The sequence below is a fragment of the Spirosoma sp. 48-14 genome, assembly GCF_001898575.1.
Taxonomy (GTDB): Bacteria; Bacteroidota; Bacteroidia; order Cytophagales; family Spirosomataceae; genus Spirosoma.
In genome coordinates, this window is record NZ_MKUD01000029.1 from 1 (window position 1) to 24553 (window position 24553).

19 protein-coding genes are annotated in these 24553 nt (G+C 44.5%); 5 read left to right on the plus strand and 14 right to left on the minus strand.

Translation table 11 applies throughout. The features are described 5' to 3' along the window. Nucleotides 1-107: 107 nt before the first annotated feature. Both BGO59_RS16815 and BGO59_RS16820 read right to left on the minus strand, forming a co-directional pair. The gene (locus BGO59_RS16815) at nucleotides 108-536 is read right to left on the minus strand and encodes a hypothetical protein (protein WP_293684848.1); all 429 of its coding nucleotides are present in this window, start codon (nucleotides 534-536) and stop codon (nucleotides 108-110) included. Between the two features lie 423 nt (nucleotides 537-959). Further along, nucleotides 960-1211: a hypothetical protein gene (locus BGO59_RS16820; RefSeq protein ID WP_293684850.1), complete on the minus strand. Its 252-nt coding sequence runs from the start codon at nucleotides 1209-1211 to the stop codon at nucleotides 960-962. A gap of 172 nt (nucleotides 1212-1383) precedes the next feature. Between BGO59_RS16820 and BGO59_RS16825 the strand changes: the two genes are divergently transcribed. Further along, on the plus strand, nucleotides 1384-1590 hold the full coding sequence (locus BGO59_RS16825) for a hypothetical protein (RefSeq protein WP_293684851.1): 207 nt from the start codon (nucleotides 1384-1386) through the stop codon (nucleotides 1588-1590). 126 nt (nucleotides 1591-1716) lie between these two features. Here the strand turns inward: BGO59_RS16825 and BGO59_RS16830 are convergent, their stop codons facing one another. The 6 genes from BGO59_RS16830 to BGO59_RS16855 all read right to left on the minus strand — a co-directional run bounded on the left by BGO59_RS16830 (nucleotide 1717) and on the right by BGO59_RS16855 (nucleotide 10043). Then, the gene (locus tag BGO59_RS16830; RefSeq protein WP_293684853.1) at nucleotides 1717-2235 is read right to left on the minus strand and encodes a hypothetical protein; all 519 of its coding nucleotides are present in this window, start codon (nucleotides 2233-2235) and stop codon (nucleotides 1717-1719) included. Nucleotides 2236-2614: 379 nt separating this feature from the next. Further along, a complete protein-coding gene (locus BGO59_RS16835) occupies nucleotides 2615-3247 on the minus strand; it encodes a hypothetical protein (RefSeq protein ID WP_293684855.1) in 633 nt (210 codons plus the stop codon). A gap of 469 nt (nucleotides 3248-3716) precedes the next feature. Beyond that, nucleotides 3717-4388, minus strand: coding sequence for a hypothetical protein (locus BGO59_RS16840; protein ID WP_293684857.1), 672 nt, complete (start codon nucleotides 4386-4388; stop codon nucleotides 3717-3719). Between the two features lie 466 nt (nucleotides 4389-4854). After that, the gene (locus tag BGO59_RS16845; protein WP_293684859.1) at nucleotides 4855-5661 is read right to left on the minus strand and encodes a hypothetical protein; all 807 of its coding nucleotides are present in this window, start codon (nucleotides 5659-5661) and stop codon (nucleotides 4855-4857) included. A 1188-nt stretch (nucleotides 5662-6849) separates the two neighbouring features. Next, entirely contained in the window at nucleotides 6850-7452 is a 603-nt protein-coding gene (locus BGO59_RS16850) for a hypothetical protein (RefSeq protein WP_293684861.1), read from the minus strand. 380 nt (nucleotides 7453-7832) lie between these two features. Then, nucleotides 7833-10043 (minus strand): penicillin acylase family protein, encoded by a 2211-nt coding sequence (locus BGO59_RS16855; protein ID WP_293684863.1) that lies wholly within the window; start codon nucleotides 10041-10043, stop codon nucleotides 7833-7835. A 357-nt stretch (nucleotides 10044-10400) separates the two neighbouring features. Here BGO59_RS16855 and BGO59_RS16860 point away from each other — a divergent pair, with 357 nt between their 5' ends. After that, nucleotides 10401-11081: a hypothetical protein gene (locus tag BGO59_RS16860; protein WP_293684865.1), complete on the plus strand. Its 681-nt coding sequence runs from the start codon at nucleotides 10401-10403 to the stop codon at nucleotides 11079-11081. Between the two features lie 584 nt (nucleotides 11082-11665). Here the strand turns inward: BGO59_RS16860 and BGO59_RS16865 are convergent. The 4 genes from BGO59_RS16865 to BGO59_RS16880 form a co-directional block, all read right to left on the minus strand. Further along, nucleotides 11666-12298 carry a response regulator transcription factor gene (locus BGO59_RS16865; RefSeq protein WP_293684867.1) on the minus strand — a complete coding sequence of 211 codons (633 nt, stop codon included), beginning with the start codon at nucleotides 12296-12298 and terminating at the stop codon, nucleotides 11666-11668. Nucleotides 12299-12390: 92 nt separating this feature from the next. Next, on the minus strand, nucleotides 12391-13545 hold the full coding sequence (locus BGO59_RS16870; RefSeq protein ID WP_293684869.1) for a histidine kinase: 1155 nt from the start codon (nucleotides 13543-13545) through the stop codon (nucleotides 12391-12393). A 702-nt stretch (nucleotides 13546-14247) separates the two neighbouring features. After that, on the minus strand, nucleotides 14248-15174 hold the full coding sequence (locus BGO59_RS16875; protein WP_293684871.1) for a hypothetical protein: 927 nt from the start codon (nucleotides 15172-15174) through the stop codon (nucleotides 14248-14250). Nucleotides 15175-15828: 654 nt separating this feature from the next. Further along, a complete protein-coding gene (locus BGO59_RS16880; RefSeq protein ID WP_293684873.1) occupies nucleotides 15829-16425 on the minus strand; it encodes a MarR family winged helix-turn-helix transcriptional regulator in 597 nt (198 codons plus the stop codon). 103 nt (nucleotides 16426-16528) lie between these two features. On the opposite strand from BGO59_RS16880, the gene BGO59_RS16885 reads away from it, so the two are divergent. Further along, nucleotides 16529-16894: a VOC family protein gene (locus BGO59_RS16885; protein ID WP_293684875.1), complete on the plus strand. Its 366-nt coding sequence runs from the start codon at nucleotides 16529-16531 to the stop codon at nucleotides 16892-16894. A 79-nt stretch (nucleotides 16895-16973) separates the two neighbouring features. Here the strand turns inward: BGO59_RS16885 and BGO59_RS16890 are convergent, their stop codons facing one another. Continuing rightward, entirely contained in the window at nucleotides 16974-17762 is a 789-nt protein-coding gene (locus BGO59_RS16890) for a transposase (protein WP_293684877.1), read from the minus strand. Next, nucleotides 17698-18102, minus strand: coding sequence for a hypothetical protein (locus BGO59_RS16895; protein ID WP_293684879.1), 405 nt, complete (start codon nucleotides 18100-18102; stop codon nucleotides 17698-17700). The genes BGO59_RS16890 and BGO59_RS16895 overlap by 65 nt, the downstream gene beginning before the upstream one ends. Before the next feature lie 507 nt (nucleotides 18103-18609). On the opposite strand from BGO59_RS16895, the gene BGO59_RS16900 reads away from it, so the two are divergent. Together BGO59_RS16900 and BGO59_RS16905 are read left to right on the plus strand one after the other, a co-directional pair. Beyond that, the gene (locus BGO59_RS16900; protein WP_293684881.1) at nucleotides 18610-21177 is read left to right on the plus strand and encodes a TonB-dependent receptor; all 2568 of its coding nucleotides are present in this window, start codon (nucleotides 18610-18612) and stop codon (nucleotides 21175-21177) included. Nucleotides 21178-21499: 322 nt separating this feature from the next. Further along, entirely contained in the window at nucleotides 21500-24361 is a 2862-nt protein-coding gene (locus tag BGO59_RS16905) for a carboxypeptidase-like regulatory domain-containing protein (protein WP_293684883.1), read from the plus strand. Nucleotides 24362-24553 lie beyond the last annotated feature (192 nt).

A 24553-nucleotide genomic window follows, 5' to 3' on the forward strand; every position in this document is an offset into this window, starting at 1 on the left:
TTCTCATGCGTTCTTCTGGGTTCGTTCGCCCGCGAACACAGTGGCTGTTGGGCTGCTCCAACTTTCCACCGGGACGTGCTGCCTGTCGCCCAAGACCCCAAAACGCACTAAACTTCTACGTATCTAATCAGTTTTGCGACACCAGTGTCTTCGTAAAAGACGATACTCCCACAATATTGAGAAAGGTAGTGTAAGAATTCAAGTATTGCTTGGTCATCACCGCGTTCAAACTGAAGGCAGCTCACTTTGTCGGTGTCAGCCCCGACATCTTCGATATATATGGGTGTTTTTAAATCGTCAGCTTTGAACAAACCACAAACCCATTTATTCCTGCCGTTTTCTTCAACAATTCCTTCGCCTTCTACTACGTATGAAGTCTGAACGGCGGCCGATTTAACTTGTTGAAGCGTAGGGTAGTCGAACGGTGGTGTGCTGGCAAGAACAAGACCAATCTCTGCCGCAAGTATTTGTGTGTTACCGTCCTCTTTGTTGTCATAAAAAACGCGCTCTGGAAAGCCAAACTTTAGTACGCCCATATACTATTTTCTGCCTAATTAGAACATTTCTCGTGTCGACCGAAACTGGCCAACGAGCCAAAATCGCCCTGTTACGGGACGTGCCCCCTGTCGCACATGATCCGACCACTACGCTATTGGCTGTCTGGCGCACCCAACACCCACAGGGGTTGATGGCTGATTGAACTACTCAAAATTACGAACGTAACCTCAACCTTTACACCCTCATTTGGTTGGGCTGCTCTGACTCTCCCTCGGGACGCGCTCCCTGTCGCCGGAACGGTGACAGCGCGGAGCCAATCAACAACGCACCCAACCGCTTAAAGCTGAACGCGAAGCCTTTTTTACTACGTTGCAGACCCGCGCCAAGCGTTTTCACTACGTTGTTGTGGGGCGATTGCCCTGTCGAACGCTACGTTGTCAACGAGCCAAAAGGCTGGCTTGTCAAGGCGTTTCTCGTGTCGCAGGTGACCAAAAAGCCCCCCAACTCCGGCGTTCAGGATGTCGACCGAAACCGCCCAACGAACCCCAAAGCTGACCCGTCGAGACGTGCGGCCTGTCGACCGGAAGCCGACTAATACGTTGTTTATTGCTGTTGAGTTCACCCAACGCCCGCGAGGGCTGATGGATGAGCGAGTCACCTGACTGAATGCGAACCGCCTGAACCTTTACACCCTCGTTTGGTTGGGCTGCCACGCTTGCCCTCGGGACGAGCGTCCTGTCGCCGGAACGGTGACAGGCGCGGAGCAAATCAACAACGCACCTAGCCGCTTAAAGCCGAAGCGCGAAGCCGGACCGACTGGTTTTTGCCGAGCACGAAGCCCAAAACTGGCCTGTCGGGGCGGCTGGCTTGTCGCACACCCGCTTTTTGAAACTGGCCCAGCCGGGGCCATTCTCGTGTCGACCGCAACCCAAAAGCTACCTAATTCAGGCGTTCATGCTGTCGACGGAAAGCCGACCAACCAGCCAAACAGCCCGCCTTCGGGACGCGCTGATTGTCGCACGCGACCCCACCGCTACGTTCTTTTTCATGCTTTTGGCTGTCCACCCAACGCCAACAGGGGTTGATGGATGAAGATGCAAGATAACTGAACAACAAGAACTTGCAACCTTTACACCCCTGTTTGGTTGGGCTGCCAGCCCTCCCTCGGGACGTGCTCCCTGTTACCCGAGACGCCCCATCTCTAACCGTTTATAGAACTCAGTTTAATACGTATCCTGTGTCAGCGTCAATTTCAAAAGTTTGTTCGTCCCAATTAGTAGCATAAATGACGTTGTCTTTAATGGTAAACGTATCTCTTCCGGTTGGCGTGGTAAAAATATCATTCCCTGAAAACTGCCAAACTATCCGCCCCTCACTATCAATCCTGCTAATCTCCAATTCACCGTGGATAAGAAAATTATTCTTATAACTAAAGATTTCAAAGCAGGTAGCTGGATCAACTTTTGTCTGCCAGCGCAAGGTGAGGTCAGGTAAAGTCAAACTAAAAACCGAGTCAGCACAACAGATAGTTAGGGCGTTATCCAGTATAACACAGCAATGTTCATGAATACCTGTTTTACCGCCTGATGCAGCAATGCAGACTTGCTTAATTAGCTCCCCGTCCACATCGGTAGTCTTAATTCCGTGCTGGGTCAAGATAAACCGTTGAAGGTTGTTAGAGGCATAGTAATGGTCATACTTTACCACATTGTCAGCCGACGCAGGATTGTAATTCATGTCGTCATAGATGTCAATCTCAAAATCTGAGTAAGTCAAATGCATATCAACGTTTATCTTGTCGACGAGTGGCTGGACCTGGAATTCTAGATCTGTCTAATCGGGGCGTTTCCGTTGTCGACCGAAGCCTCCCAGCGAGCCAAACGTCCTGCCTTTGAGACGCGCTTACTGTCAAACGAGAAACAGCAAACACGCTTTGCTTTCTGTTTGCATCACCCAACGACCATGAGGGCTGATGGATGGGGAGACCACTCCAGACAACGAACGTAGTGTCAACCTTTACACCCTCATTAGGTTGGGCTGCCCTGCTTTCCGCTGGGACGTGCTCCCTGTCGACAGAAAGCTAACCTACGCAGAGCGCACAAATACAATTATGTTGTCAGGCGTCCCCATTAACAAAAACTTCTGAGTAGGTATGCTTAGTCAGGTTTACTTTAACTCCCAAATGACAGCTACCTCCATCGCGAAAGTGAATCATCATCTCATATTCAAAGTCTTTATTTGTGTCTCTGCCTTTACAATGGCAAGCAATATAAACCTCTTTTTCTTGGCTGACGTTGAGCACCGCCGTAACTTGTTTGCAATAGCTATCTATTGGCTTTTCAAGTTTGGCTTTATTTCTTTCAAAATAATTTCTTAACTGCCTGTCCACCTCAGCTAATTCTTGTTGGGTCAAATCATAGGGTTTCACGCTTTGGGGGAAGTAATTGTAATGCTTGGAATCATACATAAATAGCGCATACGATTTTGAGGCCAGAGAGTCAGAAACAGAAGGCATTATTGGCTTTCTTATTTTCAATTTTAATGGAAATTTAGCTTCTACAAACTCGATAAAGTTATTTTTAAGGACTGCTTTCTGGCTATTTACTGGCTTAAACTGGAAAGGGGTGAAATAAATTGTATCGTTCGTTAGCCGACAGAAGCCATCAAACTTTTCAGTTTTTTCATAATTCGGGCTCTGCTCGTGAATAGTGAATGTATAGGTACTATCAGAGTATAATTTAAAGTTCATGTTTAAACCAGAGTCATATTGTTTAAACCAGAGTCATATTGATTTTCGGCAACGAGCTTTTCGACCTTTTTAGTAGCAGAGGTGTCACTATTACATTGAAGAAGCAGTCCTGAGACTGTTACAATTATTAGAACTGTAGACTTCATACTGGATTATAAAGTTGCAAGCCTGTTTTGTCAACCGGAACCCAACCACTGAGATTTTGAAATTGTCCTCACCGGCGATTGTCCTGTCGCACAAAAGATGACAAACAAACTTAACTTCCATAACGAGTCTTGCAACTTGTCGCCCAGAAGCCCGACTTTGAAGCACATTTTGGACTTTTCACCCAACGACCGCGAGGGCTGATGGTGAGCGAGTCACTCGACTGAACGCACACAAACTCAACCTTTACACCCTCGTTTGGTTGGGCTGCAAACTCTCCTGTGGGACGTGCTTCCTGTCGCCGAGAAGCGACCCATGCGAATTTTTATTTGGCATCTAATTGAAACGCTTCTTTTTTGAGACCGTTTCCGAATATAAAAAGAAATTGCTCAATATTTTCTCCTTCAATGTTTAATTGTTTAGATAAATCTCCAAGCATTTCCACGTATTCAAAATACTTACTTTCGGCATTACTGTAACTAATTCGACTCAATGCTTTAAAATTACTGTAAAACTTACTTGATAAGACATCAATTACTCTTTGGTCTAAAATTAAGCATTGATTGTCGTTGAGTCGAACTTTGAAAAAATATAGTAATTTGCTGTATGTCGACAAGCCAAGACCAGGCACAGCTTTAAAAGCTTGAATTACTTCTTCGAAATCTTGCGAGTTTTGATATTTTTGAATACTAAATTCTTTGATTGCTTTTTCTATAATTTCGATATTAATAAGAATATTGACAAAGTGATTTCCGCGCATACCTCTTGGGTATCCCCAATAAATTGTTTTAATAATTCTCTCCCTTACGTCTTTGGTATTAAAAATATCTTGTCTGCATATACTGACAGTCTCTTTGTTCTCGAATAGCTTGTCATTCATTTTTTCAAGCCAGTCTATTTTAGATTCTGCTTTCCGCCAATTGCTACGTTTTGTTTTGAAACATTGCTGTTGCACTGGCAAATGGGTAATCAGTGTGTGGAATGTATTTATATTCATACCCTGCTATTAGAAACAAAATCTCTTCTTTATTATCACATTGAACGTACCTGTCATTTTGGGGCGTTTCCATTGTCACACGCAACCCACCTAACCTGTTAAAGCCCAAGTTTTGGGGCGGCTGGCTTGTCGCCAGGACTTAGCAAACTTGCTTTTAGTTGAGTTGGCCTGACCGGGGCGTTTCTTGTGTCGTAGGTGACCCCAAAGCTGACCCACTTCGGCGTTTCTCGTGTCGACCGAAACCCGCCCAAAGAGCCAAAAAATTACCCTAATGAGCCGTGCGGCCTGTCACACGCGACCCGGCACACGACCTTTTATAACTGTTTGCAACACCCAACACCTATGAGGGTTGATGGATGATAACGCTACGTAAAACTACGGACGTAACACCAACCTTTACACCCTCATTTGGTTGGGCTGCCAAGCCTGACCATGGGGCGTGTATCCTGTCGACGGAAGGCTACCCTTACTTATCACTTGTTAACTTTTGCTGAATGTTCGTTATAAAATCAACCGAAACACCTGCAACCTTAGCAATTCGTTCTACTGAAAAATCGGTGTCATTCAATAAGTTAGTTACGAACTTAATCTGCTCTTTCTCTTGGGCTACCATATAAGCCGCATCCTTCTCTATACTTACAAATTTGGCGATACTATCCATAGCGAGTTCTCCGAGTGTTTGTCCTAAGTTACGCAACTGCGCCAACACGCGCAATTGACTGAAATACCTTTTTAACGCCAAATCCCCTTGGGTCGTTTCTTCAACACGACGAATGATTTGATGCAGAACCGTTTCGGGACTTTCGCCCCTGAAATTAGCCAGAACGCCCAGAATTACTTCTTCGGGCTGTTCCGATTGAAGAAACGTGTGATAATCAAGGTCGGTGAAGGCAATGAGGGGAAACTCATAGTGCATCAACTCACTTTCATAACGAGTTTCCATTTTGGGCACGCCGGCCCCCAGAAATAATACATACTGGCGAATGGGGATTTTATACTTACGCGCCAGCATGATGTGATAATCGGCCATTCGATAGACCATCTCCGGCTCATCGACCAACTGAAATTCCAGATGCAGCACAAAAGTCTTGCCTTGGTTGTCGGTGATTTTCTTCAATACATCGGGCTTGCGCTCCTTGGTGTGCTGAATGTCATCGGGCAATTCTTCTGATTTAACAGCCGTGATACCGAGAATATTTTGCATCAAACTCGGAATAACGGCTTCGATGTTTTCTTTAAAAATCTTGTCGTACTGGCTGGCCTGTTTACCCATGAGGCAAAACTAACCGAAATAGCCAAAACTTGCCAAACAGGAAAGTTTCCTCTGTCGCTCGCGACCTGCCTAACTTGTCGAAGTCCAACCTACGGGTCGATTCTCGTGTCAACCGGAGCCGGAAGTGAACTCCTAAAAGCTGGCTGTCCGAGCTGGGCCTCGTGTCAACCGACGACGGCAAACACGCCACTACTTAGCCGGACCACCCAACACCCATGAGGGTTGATGGATGAGCACGCAAGCTAACTGAACACGACCAACTTGCAACCTTTACACCCCTGTTTGGTTGGGCTACCAGCCTTCCCAACCGGCGAGCGTCCTGTCGCCCGGCAGGGTGACAGCGCGAAGCGGGCAAAACGCACAGATCCACTTTTCAGACCAGCGCGAAGCCCTTCTGCTAGGTCTCGAATTTACGCTTTGTCAGCTTGCCAAACCACTGCGTTTCTCGTGTTGCACGAGACCCAAAAAACGGGCTAACTCAGGCGTACCCTTTGTCAACCGAAACCGCCCAATGAGCCCAAAAGCCTGATCGCTGCGGCTTGCAAGCTGTCGACCGAAACCCGGAAATGGAAGCCCAAACTTACCCACCAGGGCGATCAACCTGTCGCCCGTAACCCGCCTTGCACTCACATCTTGTCTGGCTCACCCAACGACCACAGGGGTTGATGAATGAGCACGCTACCTGACTGAACACCAACCACTTGCAACCTTTACACCCCTGTTTGGTTGGGCTGCCTGGCGTCCCAACCGGCGAGCGTCCTGTCGCCGGAACGATGACAGACGCGGAGCGATTAACAACGTACGAAATCCGCTGAAAACCGAGCGAGAAGCCCTTTTTTACTACGTTTCAGATCTGCGCCAAGCTGTTTGCTAGGTTGTCGCGGGGCAATTGCCTTGTCGACCGCTACTTGGCCAACTTGCTTTTATCAGCTTGCCCAACCGGGGCGCTTCTCGTGTCGACCGGAACCTGACCAACGAGCCAAACCGTTCTGTCGCGGGACGATGACCCTGTCGACCGAGACACAGCCACTACGTTGTTTTTTAGCTTGTTGCTCCACCCAACGCCCGCGAGGGTTGATGGATGAGGAGACCACTTCAAACAACAAATGCAGCGTCAACCTTTACACCCTCGTTTGGTTGGGCTGCTTGGCCTCCTTTGGGGCGAGCTGCCTGTCGCTGGGAAACTGCCTATGTGATTCTAAAGTAAGTGGTAAATTTACCCGTATCTCGATATCTGTAAACTTCGTAATAAGGTTCACCGCCGAAAATCGTGCAAAATAAAAACTCATTACTGCCATCATATTGAAGTGGCTCATTGTCATCAGGCCAAATCATTGACCAACCTCCCTCGATAATGAAATTATCTTCGTCAAAATAGAGAGGATAATTATCCATCCACCAATTTACGTAATCCTGGCCTACAGGATCTTTGAAATTATCATTAAACCCCCAGTCTTTCTGCCAATTGTTTTCTGCTAACCAAGTCGAAATCTGCAAGTCACCAAAGTAAAAGACATAGTCTAAAGATGGATAAGACTTAATATTATGCTTTGTCAAGGGAATACATTGGGTGCCTGCTAATAAGTCCCAGACATTATCCTGCTGAGCAAAACTTACTTTACAATTTTTCTCTGTGATACCCCACCACTCATTCTGATAATTTACAATCAGTTTCAAATCGCCTTCTAAAATCCAGTAAGCGTCCTGTCTTTGGTTTTCTTCAGAAAGCTTGTATAGAAAACTGTCTTGAGAAATAGACTCTGCAAAATTGATAAGATAATCTACTGTCATATAAGTACTTCGGTGGAGTAAAAACATTATTGTCTGGCTTTCAGACTGCAACCTGTCGCCTGGAATTGCCCTAACTCGCTTTTAAACTTGCCCAACTGGGGTGTTCAAATTGTCGCACGGAATCCGGAAATGGAAACCAAACGCTACCCTGCGAGACGTGCGGCCTGTCGCCGAGACGCTGGACTTTGAAACACTGCTTTTTGGCCGGAACACCCAACCGCAAAGTTACGGAACTATTTTCTATTGATAATCAGTAAGAAAGCGTTCCGCGGTTAGTATATTTCGTTTATTCATGGCAAAAGACTGCTTTATGGGTAGTGCTAAGTCTATTATCAATTCCAACCCACCAGCATATATCATAGACTTAACACAGACAACTTTTAGTTGTCGCCGGGGTGATAGGTTTTTTCGATGTGCTGGTTTATGTCTTCGGGATAAAACCAAACGTCTTTGAATTTACCGGCACAATACAGTGTGGCCTGGTCGGTGAAGTGGGTTTCGCCGGGACGGCTGCTTTGGCCACCTGTCACCACAGAGCGGGCTTTCACTCGTTTACCAAATTCAACGACCGCTACGAAACTATTGCCCACATAGCCATAGCGCTTTTTAGTATTAGGGGCAGTACGGGTACCATAGGCGGCTAGTGAACCCCAAACGGAAGGGGTAAACCCAACCGAAATACTGGGTTTCTGATCGTCGTAGACTTCCTGAATGTTACCCGTCAGGCGTTGGTAGCGGTTGATGTCGCCCCAGGGCGTTTTCCAGGTGCCGAAATCGCGGGTTAGTTCGGCCAGGGTTTCGTTCAGAACCGTAACTTTTTCCTGCGGTGTCGTTTGGTTGATTACGAAATCAGTAAAACTCAGGAAATCGAGTCGTTGAGTAGCTGGAACACGACTGCGGGCCAGCCGCTGAATTTTTTCTCCCCAGAAAATAGCCAGTGTCGTACCGACCGATGCCGTACCATAGCATCTGTTCCAGTCTTTGAGCACTTGAATGGCTTCGGCTACCTCATTTGATATATTGTTCGTTTTAACCGATTCGTAGGCTTTAACTAGTGCAGGAATCAACTCATCGAAACCGGCCAGATGTGGGTCGTTGGCAACGGCAATCAGGGTGTCGAGTGTAAATAGTGACTTCTGACTCAGCACCCGAACGGCATTGATACCCCGGTAATTTTCGGCATCAGGAGCCATGTAGGCTGGATAAGCACTTTGAGCTGGGCTACTACCACCCGAAACCGTATATGGCGTCGAATTACAGTTTTGTATCCAGCCACTAGCTGGATTATGAACCTGTACCAGTTCATCGACCGTGTGCATTCCTTTCCATTCCGTAGCGGGGTTACTACCATCAACGGGCTGGCTCCAATCGAATTTAGGGTCGCGTTTGGGCATGAAGTTGCCATGCCAGTACGCAATATTGCCATCACGGTCGGCAAAAACCGTATTGTTCGATGCGTTGCCGTTGAGCTTCATGACCTCTTTGTAGCTCGCATATCCTTTCGCTTTGGTTCGCAGATACGATTGTTCCAGGGCATTCAGGGGGGTATTCATCATGGCAACCGACATCCACTTTCCGTCTTTTTCGCCCACTATGGGTCCGTGTTGGGTCCAGTACATAGTAAACTCTTTATACTGGATGCCATTTCCGGATTTATACGGTAATCGAATTCGCTGACTACGAACGGGCTTGAACGCCGTACCGGATTTGTAGTAATAGGCATCGCCTTTTTTCTCAATCGTTTCCAGGTACTCATCCATCGAGTCGGCCCCGCTGGAAGTATGCATCCAGCCGCAATACTCATTAAAGCCCTGATAGATAAAGAATTGTCCCCAGGTAACGGCACCGTACGCATTCAAACCTTCCTGGCTGGTCAGATGTACCTCCGACCGGAAATAAAATGACGTATGCGGATTGATAAGCAGCAGTGCGTTTTTTGTCGCACTTTTGGCGGGAGCAATGGCAAAACCGTTCGAACCAACAGGCTCTCGCTCATACTTGTCAAAATCGTTGATCGATGATGTAAATTTGTTGTGTTCATAAAATGCTTTCAGTCGATCCGTCGAAATCACGCTGATATTGCCGCCGATACTTCCTTCACTGAACATCAACGGCATCCAGGGCTGAAATCGCTTGAGCAGCCGGGATTTTATTGCTGGATGCGTATAGAGGTAATAGTTGGCGCCATTGGCAAAGGCGTCCAGCAGTTTTTTCATCCAGACGGGGCTCTTTTTATAAATGGCTATAGCTTGTGTCGAATCCAGAAAGAGCCGGGCCCGTAAGTCGTGGTATAAGGCTGACTCACCCTCCACTTCAGCCATGCGGCCAATGGCGTCAATGTAATTGGTTTCTACACGGGCAAAATCGTCTTCACACTGGGTGTACAGTACCCCAAAAATGACATCGGCATCGGCTTTGCCGCTGATGTGTGGCACACCCCAGGTATCACGGGTTATAGTAACCTGTTTGGCCTGCTGCTTCCAGCGGGCAATTTCTGCGTTAGTAAACGGCTGGCTCCGGGCGATGAACGAGATCAGCAGTAAAAATAAAAAAGGTAATGAACGACTAACTGAAGGAGAAAGGTAGATCATTGATGAAAGGCTGTATGAAACCGGATGAGTTACAAAACAAAAATAGCCTTTCCTGGCAGTTAGCCAGCATAAATGGTTTTTTTTCAGCGAACAGGCAACTCTTTTCGGAATTATGATATTTCTGTCATTGAAAAAGAATCGGTATCCTGCTAAAACAACAGTACAGAGCATTGGAAATGATGGTCGCAGTAAGATATGAACTCAGAGCCGGAATGAAAACCAGGATAATACTTTTCCTGGTTTATGCCTTTGTTTTCAGTTAGTTATTGTGTATATTTACTTCCCCAATTTTCAACGAACAACACGACTAATGAGCCAGCAATTGTTGACAAAACTGTATCTGGCAACTCAATCTGCATGAAAAAAGGACGTTCGAATCCAGCCCAACTCCAGATCGATTTTCTGGCCGCTTTTCGTCGAATGCTCATAAGCCTCGGTAATCCCGACAATCTGCCCGTAAACGAAAGTCTGTTTATGCGTATGACGGACCAATGGGAGGCAACCCGGGCGCTTCCGGCTAACCTGCTGTTTCAAAAAAGCCCTGTTGAAGCCGTTGTATTCCGGCTACAGAAAACGGATGATCGGCTTCTGTTTCCAGACGAATTTATTGCGGGTGAAATTCGGGGAGAGCAGGGCCTGACTGGCTTTTCAGCTAAATTTCGGGAGCAGGGGTGGGTAATATTGCCCGCCGAGTTGTCGATGATGTATAAGAATCTGTTTTTAAATATTCTGGCGGCTTCCGTTGGTCTGGAACATTTATATCCGATCAGGAAGGAACTGCTGGCAGAAGCTGAGCGGGTAGCCCTGGCTGCTATGCTTCCTGAATCGGAAGTGCGTAAGTTCTTTGGGCTGCGGCTCACGCGTTTTCCCGATAGTTTCCGCAGCGAAGTGGCTAATTATTTCAACCTGCCATTCGATTATGTTCTGAAACGGGCTAATCACCTGGGTATGGTGTCGGAGCAGGTCATAGAAGAAGCTAACGCGCAATCGCTTCGGTCACCTATTCTGCGTCGTCCGCAGAGTAGTCGGGCTGCGTAGATAATGTTATCAGATTGAAAAAAACGAGCCACTTTCACAGAAAGTGGCTCGTTTTTTTCAATCTGATGTTAGGGACCACTGAACAATCTTCGTTAAATGGCTGGAAGCTTCTGTGTTGAACACGCCATAGGGGCATGAAGCGGTATTGTTAGTTGATTGATCGTTTGCGTACTCTGAAGGGTAATTTAATGAGCTATCCTTAAGTGTTTCGGCTTGCGAAGGTATCTGAAGTTTTAGTAGCTATTTGATAATCAAAGCTTACGGGTCTGGTAACTTGTCGTTTAAGAGACTCAAAGGAAGTCAAACCGTACTCAATAGCTTCCTATAAGTACGGTTTGACAGGTAAACTGGAGTGGATAGAAAAAAGCGTTTAACAATAAAATAGTATGGATAGAATATGTATAACTTTCATAGCTGACTCATAGTAACTATTTCTATTAGTAGTCCATTTATATTGTTTTTGTATTGTACCTGATTCTTGAATCAAAGTTCGTCATGTTTGAGTTATCTGTAAATAGCATAAATTGGTGATTTTTAGGGTTATATATAAATAATAATATGTTTATTTGAATGGCATTGTGGGCTCAAATTAACTTCTGCCGTAAAGCTTTTGATACCGCTTCATGCGATGAGTTCACATGTAGCTTGTCGTAAATTTTTCGAATGTGAGAATTGACCGTATTAGTACTAATAAAACAGGACTCTGCGATCATTTTATAGCTGTAGCCTTCTACCAAACATTTTAAGATTTCCTTTTCGCGTTTTGATAGATCATACAGTTCTGGCTGGGGTTGATTAACGTTCTGAAAGAATGAAAGCACTTTTCGGGCAATTATCGGACTCATTGGAGCTCCCCCTGTATATACTTCCGCTATGGCTTCCAGGAGATCGTCTGGAGAAGTGCCTTTAAGGATATAACCTGATGCTCCTGAGCAGATAGCGGCAAACACCTTATCGTCATCCTCAAAAACGGTTTGCATCAGGATCTGAAGTGTAGGGTGAGCCTGTTTTATAATTTTAACGGCCTCAATCCCCGACACATCCGGCATTTTGATATCCATGATAATCACATCCGGTTTTACCTTCTCTACTTTTTGCAGGACATTTAAGGCATTTGAGAATGCCCCCACCAGCAAAAAATCATCACTGCCCTCAAACATGAGAGACAGATTATCCGTAAAGGTTTTATTATCATCAAAAATCGCGACCCGGATCATAGTTCGTAGAGAGAATGACAGGTATCAGTCAATACCCGCTGAATTTATTATATCAAATCTCCGGTTACAAATTGGGTTTGTCAATAGCGAATTTATGTGATTGGCAAAATCATTTTGACCTCTGTTCCTTCACCCGGTTTTGATTCTACATCCAGTTTTCCGGCAATTTGTAAAGCCCGGTTTTTCAGGTTGCGGAGGCCATTGCCTTCTGTTTCCTGATCGCAATCAAAACCCTTTCCATTGTCTCTAATCCGAATCCACATATAGTCTTTTTCAACCTTTATTCCGATTGATACATCGGTAGCTTCCGAATGCTTCGCTATGTTTACAATCGTTTCTTTAAAGATCAGAAATAGATTCCGCTGTACTTCAAGTCCCATGTGTTGACTGCGAGCATCTTGAAGCGAAAAAGAGAGCTGTATTTTCTTACTTGTCAGAATGGCTTCTGCAAAGGCTTTCACCTTATCAAAAAAATCAGTTAGTGAGTCATTTTGAGGATTAATTACCCACACAACCCCGCGCATTGTTTGCATCATCTCGCGGGACTCATTCATAATACGTTCGAGAATTGGGCGAATATCTTCGGGTTTTTTTTCAAATCTGGACTTGGCCATTTCGCCCAAAAATGTAATACTACTCAGGGCGGTGCCCACATCATCGTGCAGATCAGCTGCTATTTCATTTCGAATTTGCTGGAGATGAATTTGATTGCGCAATCGATATATTCGAATAAAATATAAAACCGCGCCGACAAGCAAAAGCCCATAAGCAACAATCATTGGTACAAACCAGGGGCTTTGCCAGAATGCTTTATCTAGTTGAAACGACAGAGAAGCAATGGTAGTTGGGAAGTTCAGGTTTTTAACCTGGATTGTGTACTCTCCTCCTAGTAAGTTAATATAATTAACTGCTGTTAGTGGCCCATTTTCGTGCCAGCGATTGTCGAAGCCCACCAAGCGGTAAGCATAACGAGCGCTGACGGAATCACGTTTATCGCAAAAGGAGATTATAACGTGTGTTCGTTTGTAATCTAGTTTTATTGGCTTTTTTAAGTTGTAAGTAGAATCAGTAAACTCATTCGTGGCCTTAAACGAGACAAATCCAACTGCCTGAGCCTGACAACTAGCCCCTGTTTTGATAAAAAGTAGAATGAGTAGAAAAAGACAACGGTATGCATATTCCCATTCTTTAAAAACTTGGTATTTCATCCAGATCGGGAAGTTTGGAGCGGGCTCGAACCATTGCATAGACAATTATACATAAGTTAATTATACCTACTATCGCCCAAAAGCCATAATTTATCATGTTAAAATAAACATTGTTAAAATACTCATAAAATTGGCCGAGGAAAAAATTGGATAGAATATTAAGAAATGAGGATTCAATTAGCTCTATATTAATCCAGAATAAAGGGTTTATGGTGAGTTTATTTTCATACGTAATCTGAAACCATAAAAAGAATAGTCCAAGCCCTACAGTTAAGCTGTCGACAATTAAAAATAAGTCGACAGCCATTTTTCGTTCACCAAAAATTAGTAGATTACTTACTATATATATGAATACAATAACAGGTAGGGATGTAATATAATTTGCCCATTTTAAATTAGTTAAAGCATACCTGAAAAATAAACACTGAAATGTACATCTGATTACTGGGACTATATAATATAATATGTGTGTATTAAAAGAATAATATTTTAGTACATTAGACAGGAGCCATAGTAGAAAAGAGGCTAAATACCCAATGTAAAATACTCTTAGTGATTTTCCAAAGTATTTAAAATTAGGTATGCCATAAACAATAGGAATGATATTCAGGAAGCCAACAAACATATATAAAAATAATTCCACAGCTTATGGGTTTTTATTTTCCAGGCTCAATGAAGTAGATTGTACATCAGCACGCCATAATAGATTGTTACTTTCAAAACGCACTGATGTACTGTCAATCAAATGGGATTTGTTGGTGGATATTTCTCAGATGTTTTAATACAGTTACCACCCGAAGGCAGCTCAATATGTAATGGTATGTCAATTTCGTGTCCTTCTACGTATTTCCTGATATCTGTTTCCAGCGTAGCAAATATTTTTCTGAAGCTTGCCAGGGGGCCAAGTTTAGGGTCATCCATTCCCACCATAATCAGCTGAAATTCTCCAAGCTTATCCTCATTATTGTCGCCATTCTGATCCTTGGAGTCAACTTCATAGTTATTAATCATATTATCTCTACCAAGCCCCAGGTATATCTTTATCCCCTTTTTAGTAATTGTCTGATTAAATTCATCAAGCAGGGATTTTGATAAAACATTGCGTAAGGCATCACTACCAATGAAGTATCCGTCAATTTTGTACTTGCCTTTGCCGGTATTGTTGATTGTTTTTTTAATTTCTCTGAGGTTATCTTTTAGTTCTTTTGCCCGTTCCTGACTAATTTCCTGCCAGTCTCCATCAGTTGAATCTTTTGGAATATAATAATTAACGTCTGTCGAAGTAAATATATCATTATCTGGATCGAATCTAACCTTCACCACATTTGTCAGGATTAACGTTAACTTGTTTGATCCACCTGTGTTGTCGACTCCAAAATAAATCCGAATACCTACAAATTTCTTTTTTTTGGATAAATTTATTGACGAAAGAAATTTTGAATTAATAAAAAAATGCCTGGGTGGGGTAAGCCCAAATTCTGGCTCCAGATCGTACAAAAATCTCGTTTGCAGGTTTACTGCAAATCCTGTTTGCGGAATATTATTTATCCCATCCATCAATAATGCCGCTTCGTCAAAATTTAAGCGCCGAAGCATTTTCTCAAACTGGAAAGAAAAGCTGGGTATTTCTGCCGCGAGTAGTTTACGTAAAACCTCCACATTTTTCATAATTAACTTATAGGTTTATAGTGATTGGGTACTGTTTGTCAGAGCAAAGTACAATAAGCCTACAGCTAGTAGCAATAGCGAAAATTAATGATTTTAAAGCTTGAAGCTTTAATGGTAGATTAGCTCTATGGCCTTCGATGCAGATTTTCGTTTAGATTAACTTGCTGCAACTGCATTGACTTATAAAACGGTTTCTTACTGCCGCCCGCTGCCAGGAAGAAACCTCACTACTAGCATCAAAAAATCGGGCTACCAAAGACGACAGCCCGATTTTCAATTCTATCCACACCATTCAGGATTCATCCTGATATTCAACCATTCCCATTAGGGAAATACATACGTATTGACTTTGTAATCACTTGCTTAACGTTTTCACTCAGTGAAATAAGTAAGCAAGTACTATTTCTGGGTAATACAAAACTAGGGGAAATATGCCCTTTTCATTTAGGCCATTTTTTTTAAGAAGCGCTTAGCCAGTTCTGTATTCACACACATCTACACCCTGCCAGTAGAATAACCTCAAAATCGGATGATCGAACTCGTGGACCAGTTTAGATATCAGGTCCACGAGTTCGGAATCTTATTGGATATAAGCACTGGCCACTTTTAGAGCGAACCTGATTGGATAAGATAAAGGTAAGAAGCTAGCTTCTGCTACTTCATCTTAGCTTCTAACCATTGCTGAGCTAGTTTGGCCTCTATCGGTTGCAACAGTTGATTCCCTAACTCAACCTGTTCTTCAGTCAGGTTGCCAAAGTACATTTGATTTACCTCATTCAGTTTCTGGTAACAGATTTCCAATTGATTTTGCCCTTTGCTGGTGATCGTTAACCGTTTTGTACGCTTGTCAAGTGCATCGCCTTGTTCCAGGATTAAGCCCGATTTTTTGAGCCGGTCAAGAATCAACAAGCCTGACGATAATTCACTGAAGTGAGCCGTGATAACATCGGTCTTCTTTGGATTAGTCATGTAAGCGATGGAGCTGAGATACAAAAACTCATCGAAGCTGTTAAGGCCGCATTCTTTGAAAGCAGCCAGCGCATGAAGAGTATGTAACTTAGAAATCCGACCAATTAATTTAATCAGCATGCTGGCCTTATTGGGGGGAACTGGAGACTGCCAAAAGGTGGCTAAGCTGGTCTTGGGTTGCTGACTCACTAAATAAGCTTGGCAGAACTGGACCAAATCCGCCTTGGGATTTTCTTCCTCATAGCTCGCCCATCGATTGAGTAATTCAACAGCCTTATTCATGTAGGTCATTTTTGATGTAAAAATAAAAATAAAACATCATCTATGATATAAATAATCATCTTTGATGTATTTTTGTAGAGTAAATATCATAAATGATGTAATTATGGACGATGTACAAGTAAAAGGATTGACCGGAGTGATCATGTCATCACCTGAACCGGATCGGTTAGCAAAATTTTATCGCGAAAAATTAGGTATTCCTCTAGAGTTGAACCGGCATGGTTACATGCCTGAACATTGGGAATGTGACTACAACGGCATTCATTATGCGGTACTCAAGCAAAAGGTGCATGGGCAATCGAATGTCAACACGGTTTTATCGTTTGCAGTCGATGATATTGAGCGCTTTGTGACCAGACACAACATTGAATTAATTCATCCAATTATGGATCTGGGGGAAGGAGCTTACATCGCCAGCTTCAAAGATCCTGATGGCAACATTTTACGCTTTTGGATGGATAAGAACTAACAAAAAAGAGTAAAATAAAGACGATGGATAACTATCGTCTTTACAAACCTATAGTTATGGATGATACTCCTTGAGTACTCTACCCTGCTAAAATAGCTGTCTGATTTTGAGCGATTTGACGCTTTAGCCAGTTGAAAAGCCGTTTCAGTAAGGGCCAACCAGTAGCAGGGTTGCTGACTGACTCCCGCAAGATAGTTCGGATTTGATTTAACCCATATCGAGCAAAGCTAGTGGATTTGTAGCCGTGATTCTTAGTTTTAATCGATTGTACTTTCTGATGATAGTACAGCCCAAAGCTAGCACAAAAAGCATAGGCCAAACTTACCAAAGCGACTAACTTACTCAGTTTGGTCAAACTACGAAGATGGGTCGACTCCAAGTCAAAACCACGTCCTTTAAGATTCTGAAAAAAGGTTTCGATACACCACCTCTTTCGATACAGTTGGGCTAAAAACTCCGCCTTGACACTCCCAAATACATACAAATATTCGTCTTCATCCAGCCGCTTCACCCAAGCGTTTCCCCAACATCCATCGACCAAACAATCCGAAAAGATCCGGCTTGCCCCAAGGCTCAATTTTAGGTCTGTAAGTAAAAAGGTCTCTCCCTTACTGCTAGTGATCGAGTGGTGTTTAGGAAAACGCATTACAAAATTTAGGTTGTTGTCTTTTAGGTATTTAATCCATTTATTACCCACAAACTCCCGGTCGCCCACCACCAATCCAACGCGTTTTTTATCAACAATCGTAAAGCACTTATCTAACAAATCAATCCGATCCTGACTACTGGAATTTCCACTTTTATTATCCAGCAGCTCCCAGTAGAGGGGCAGTTGTAGATCCCCATAGCCGACCAGCACCATCAGCATATTGACTTGACATTTGCCGAACCGGGACGCCGGAGCGTTCCCATTCGGTGCGATCAATCGTTAAACGAAGTTTTGTTTTTTGGGGCAGTAAACTCATCATGAGTTGGGCTACGACGTTAAAATTCAGGGTAACGTCTCGAAAAAAGTCCTCGATACGGTTCTGGTTGGAGGCAATTTTAGCCTCATCATTAAGCACCGTCGCTAATTCGTTAAATTGTACTTTTCGTGTTTGAATCAGAGCAGTAATAAATAGGGCGACGAACGTTTTTCGCGCTAAATTGTCAACGATTGGTGCCGAATAGAGAATAGACGTAATTTCGCCTTTGAGGCTGTGCTTCATGGGGAATTGGTCGTATTTGGAGCGTGAGAACTACAAATATCCAATTCCCTTCTTATTGTTGACCTATTTTAGCAGGGTAGAGTGCTCCTTGAGGTACGACAACAGACTAATTGTTGGAATCTATAAATATAGTGTTTGGCTCCGATCGTTTCCGCCGGTTACAATAAAACCACTTCCGCATAAGTCTACCTTGTATGGAGCATTGATAAAAGCGAATTGACCTTTTCCATTTTTTAATAGATCTAAAAAAAGAAAATTGATCGATTTCACGGTTATTCAGCAGTATCATTTGGAATAGAAAAAAACATGTAGCTGTTTTGTGAAACCTATTAATTCAATAGACTATAAGTGCTAATAGTCTATCTACAACCCGGATTAATAGGAGAATAAAGAATAAACAACCAGCACACACGCATGACGAATACGATGAAGGCCATATAGTGATTAGTTCAGTATATGTACGGCATTGTAGTTCATGCATGAAAAATACAATTAAACGTAAGTAGAATGTATAGACTTTTAAAATCCACTTTCTCGATAGGGTTAGTTCTTTTTTCCCTTCTTGTTTCCGCACAAAATGCTCCTGTAATCAATTCAACAGTAACCGGAAAGATTATTGACGCTCGCACAAAAGAAGCACTGATTGGAGCCACAGTAACCATTAAAGGAACAACGAACGGTAATGCAACCGATCAGGATGGGCAGTTTAAACTGCTTACTGGTCAGAAACTCCCATTTACAGTTGTCGTATCATTCCTGGGGTATCAAACCAAGGAAGTTATCGTCAGCGATAATAATACAGAAATTCAGCTGGAGGAGGGTACCAATCAGTTAGCTGATGTCGTGATTACTTCCCGACGACGCCAGGAGTCAGCGCAGGAGGTTCCCATTCCGATCTCGATCGTAGGAGGGACCCGGGCCGAAGATGCTGGTGCTTTCAATGTGAATCGACTGAAGGAATTAGTACCAACCGTACAGTTGTATGCGTCAAACGCTCGGAATACGACGCTGAATATTCGCGGATTAGGCTCAACGTTTGGCCTGACGAACGATGGTATCGACCCGGGTGTGGGCTTTTATGTCGATGGAGTATACTACGCACGCCCGGCTGCTACCGCGCTCGACTTTATTGATATTGAGCAGGTTGAGGTATTAAGAGGGCCTCAGGGAACCTTATACGGTAAGAACACAACGGCGGGTGCCTTCAACATTACGACACGGCAGGCTAGTTTTGTGCCCAGCGGAAGTTTTGAATTAAGCTACGGCAATTACGGATTCATTCAGGCAAAGGGCTCTCTAACAGGTCCGTTGAGCAAGAAGCTGGCGGCAAGGGTGTCGTTTACGGGTACGCAGCGGGACGGTCTGTTCTACAATGTACACACCCAGCAAAATATCAATGACATCAACAATATTGGTTTCCGTGGTCAACTGCTGTATACGCCTTCCGATAATGTAAAAATTACCCTGATCGGTGATGCATCTACACAAAAACCAAATGGCTACGGCTGGCCAGTAGCAGGTGTGGTGCCAACAAAACGGGCGGCTTATCGCCAGTTTAATGCCATTATTGCCGATTTAAATTATAAGCTACCTTATTCGAGCGCCTTTGAACGCATTGTCGATCTGGATACTCCTTCCAAGGCGGATAATAAGCTGGGTGGCATATCGCTTAACGCTGATATAAAAATCGGAAACGGTACACTAACCTCTACGACGGCATGGCGTCACTGGCGGTGGACTCCTCTGAACGACCGCGATTACATCGGTTTACCGGTCTTTACCATTTCCTCGGGTAATTCCATCCATGATCAGTGGTCGCAGGAGATACGGTATGCCGGTAAGGTATCGTCGAAAGTGAGTGGTGTGATTGGATTTTTCGGCCTTTGGCAGGATCTGAAATCCGATCCTGTGCAGACTGAAGAAGCGGGTTCAGCCCAGTGGCGTTTTGCTCAAAGCTCTACTAGCGCACTCTGGAAAACCCCAGGTTTGTTCGATAATTTTGGTATTCGCACCACGAACCGGATTCAAAGCACAGGCTTAGCCGTTTTTGGTCAACTTGACTGGGCCATTACCGACAATCTTCACGTTTTACCGGGTATTCGCTACAACTACGATAAGAAAGTTGCCAATTATAAGCGGGAAACGTACGGCGGATTGCAAACGACAGATCCTGCGCTTCTTGCCTTAAAGAATGCAGTTTATACCAATCAGGCGTTTGATACGGATGTATCGGAGGGCAATTTCTCTGGACAGGTTACCCTGCAATATAAAGTCGGTAATGCGGTGAATGCATTCGGAACGTATGCGATAAGCTATAAACCGGTTGGGATCAATATCGGCGGACTACCAACGGCCAATGGGCAGGTATTACTCGATCTGGCTAAAGTAAAACCTGAGTCTGTCAATCACATAGAATTTGGTTTAAAGACCAAGCCGTCGCCAAATTCTACGCTGAATCTTGTCTTTTATGATACTGAAATCAAAGACTATCAAACGCAGGTCCAAACCCCTGAACCAGGCGTGAATAGAGGGTATCTGGCTAATGCGGAGAAGGTTCGGGTGATAGGCGTTGAGCTGGATGGAAACGTGCGGGTGGGCAATCATTTAACGCTCAACACGGCACTGGCTTATACCGATGGTATTTACGTATCGTTCAAGAATGCGCCTGTACCGCTGGAAGAAACAGGAGGTGAGCAGGCCTTCAAGGATGTTTCGGGCGGGGTTCTGCCCGGTATTTCTAAATGGTCGGGTTCATTAGGGGGCGAGGCAACGGCACGAGGAGAGTTGTTCAACCTGAAAGGCAATTATTTCTTTGGCGTTGATGCGTTCTATCGGTCATCGTTTTCATCAAGCCCTTCGCCTTCCCAGTATTTAAATATTGACGGATATAGCTTGGTCAATAGCCGACTTGGGTTCCGGGCATCGACAGGGGTTTCGGTATTCATATGGGGTAGAAACCTCTTCAATACCAACTACTACGAGCAGTTGTTAGCGGCTCCCGGAAGTGCTGGCCATTATGCAGGTATTGTGGGGGATCCCAGAACGTATGGTATAACGTTCCGCTATACGTTCTAAACAGGTGAGTGTGCCTTTAATAAACGTAGAGTTTATTATTTCGGCGACCAGAGCATAAATTTTTTCACTTTAGAGAAGCTGTTTGCGTTATGTATCAGATAACGCAAACAGCTTCTCTATTTTTGTGATATTTGCGGTTACTTAAAGTTGTGTAAGTAATAACGTGTATGGGTTTGCGTAATGGATAAGGCATCATATAATTGATTTCGTAAAACAACGAACAAGGCTTAGAGTATCCAGAAACAAGTCATCATCAAACATCAATTCGTGTCAGTAGTTCGAACGTATATGATCAACTACTACTTCATCAAAACGGTAGCTTATGAGACATCTCTTTCTTTTACTGGGATTTACGCTTCAGGGAATAGCTACGGCTTTTGCGCAGTTAAACCTTGCCGGTATCGTCACCGATGAAAAAGAGCATCCCCTGGCAGGCGTAACCATCATTATTCAGGGAACCACCAATGGGACTACTTCGCAGGCCGATGGGCGATTTACGTTACAAACGACCAGCGAGTTACCACTGATCATTACTGTATCGTCGATCGGGTATCAACGAAAAGAAGTGCAGGTTCGCGGGAGTAATTTCCGGCGGATTCAGGTAAAACTGATTGAAGAAACCGTGATTGCCGATGAATTGGTGCATGCAGCAAGCCGTGTTCCTGAAGATATTCAAAAGGCCTCCGTGACGATAGAACGACTCGACACGAAGTTGTTTAGTCAGTCCTCTGCTTTTAGCCCATTTGACGTGCTCCAGCATGTAAAAGGGGTTGATCTGATCACCCAAAGTCTGACCTTTAAATCCGTTAACGTACGTGGTTTCGGGTCGAACAACAATTCCCGGTTTGTGCAACTGAATGACGGTATGGATAATCGGTCGCCGGGTTTAGGCGTTGGATTCGGTGCTGTGGCGGGTATTCCAGATTTAGACGTCGAGAGTATTGAACTGGTGCCGGGGGCTTCGTCGGCGCTTTACGGGCCAGATGCCGAACAGGGCCTTATGAGTACGAACAGTAAAAATCCGTTTACGTATCAGGGGCTAAGTGTTCAACTGAAAGGGGGCGTAAATAATGTTGGGAAGCCAGATTTTGGGCCGAAAGCCTTTGGTGATCTGGCGATTCGGTATGCCCGACAACTTGGTGATCGCTTTGCGTTTAAGGTGAATGTACAGCGGTTTATGGGGACCGACTTCATTGCCGATGACTACAGTGATCGACAGACGCGTTCCCGAACAGGGTTCTTTGCTACCGACCGCAATCGGGGGGGGATTGCTACAGGGGTAGGGTACATCCCAAACAATAATCCGGACAACAATTTTCAGTATGATGGCGTAAACGTATATGGCGACGAGGTAAGTGGTAATGGCAGTGCCTATCTGTTCCCGTCGAACTACGCCAATGTATTGTTACAGAATAAGTTAGTAACGCGTACGGGCTACACAGAATTAGAGTTGCTGGGCAACAATGGTAAAGTAGTCAATAACCGAGCGAATCTGTCCCTGCATTACAAACTTACCGACGATGTTGAAGCTTCGATCAGTTGGAACTATGGCAACGGAAATTTTATGCGCACGGCTAATTTTCGAGAGTATTTCCCGGATTACCAACGACACCAGATCAAGGCTGAAGTGCGTGGCGGAAGCTTTTTTCTCCGGGCGTACACGACCCAGCAGACGGCCGAAGCCTGGAACCTGGGCCAGACAGCGGTTGGTATCAACACGAGCTGGAAATCCCTCGCCCAATGGGCTACAGAGTTCGGCCAGGCTTATGTTGAGAATAAAGTGACGGTTGGTCAATCCCGACTAACGGCCGACCGAGGTCGTTTTCTGCCAGGTACAGATCGGTTCGATGTCGCACGCGATGCATTTGCAACAACCTATAACACCGATACAATTCCCGGTTATCGTGGCGCCAGAGGCACTCGTTTTCGCGACAATTCAGCCTTGTGGCACTACGAAGGCATGTATAATTTCAAGGAGCTAATTGGTGTAGCAGACATTGTTGTTGGGGCCAGTTTTCGTCATTATGCGCTTAATACGGGTGGTACGTTGGTAGCCTTAAAGCCCGATAGTTCGGAATACACTATAAATGAGTACGGTGCATATATTCAGGCGTCCAAAGAACTAGTGGTTGGTGAGAAGCTGGTGGTTAAACCTACCCTTGCTGTTCGGTATGATAAGAATCAGTATTTGGCAGGCGGTTTGTCGCCCCGTGCATCAGCAGTAGCCAGCCTTGGATCGCATAACTTCCGGGCCTCCTGGCAAATGGCCTTTCATAATCCGACGCCGGGTCAGTTGTTTTCGGTGCCAATAGCAGGGCGATCTAGCGAAGTTGGTGGATTAGCGTCTACTCTTGAAACGGCTGGATTACTGTCGAAACCGGCCTACCTGGAGAGCGATGTTGCCGATTTTGCGGCAGGCCGCATTAACGAGGCTCAGCTTCAGGCCCGTGCATTTTCCCCTGGTAGTTTTAAAACAGAGAAATTAAGGACCTGGGAAATTGGCTATAAAACACTCATTAATAGTAAGATATCTATTGATGCTAACTACTTTCATAGCAAATACACCGACTTTATTACAGCCCAGAATGTTTACCCGCCAAACACCGGACAGATCGCTGATCTGAGTAAAGATGCCTATCGAATCGTACAAGTCAATGTAAATTCGCTTAGCGACATTATTGTAGATGGCTGGGGGGCAGGAATGGAATACACGCTGGGGCGGAATTTTTTGTTGACGGGTAACTACGTCCATCAGGTGGGTTTAATTACGCTGCGCGATTCCCAGGGGAATCTGGTGAATGATAACGTGGGTGATCCAATAATCAAACGTAAAATGAGTAAGCCTGAGGTCGCTCAGCGAGGGCGCAACTATTTCAACACGCCCGAAAACCGTTATACTGTCAGCCTGAGCAACCCCCATATCACAGATCATGTAGGAGCTACACTGACCTATCGCTGGACAGACCGGGTATGGTGGGAGCAGGGGATTACTGCTGGAGATGTCTGGTTATCGGCCTGGTCAAGTCTGGATGCACAGGTATCTTATAAACTACCGACCTATAAAACTGTTGTTAAGCTGGGAGGAACCAATCTTCTGAACAAGTACTATGCCCAGGGCTATGGTTTAGCGCAAATTGGCGGTATGTATTACATAAGCCTGACGTTCGATGAATTGATGCGCTAACGAATGAAAATCAGATTTTTAGGACGCTGAATCTACTTTGGCTAGACTTTAGAGCGATGTACATCATAATAATTTAGGCTCTACTACAATGACATACTCCTGTAAATTTGTGTCGAACGCCCGACTTTTAGGTGAGCGTTTGTGCCAACTTTACTTAGTTAAGTAGCCGATGATAGCTGGATATGCAAAGAT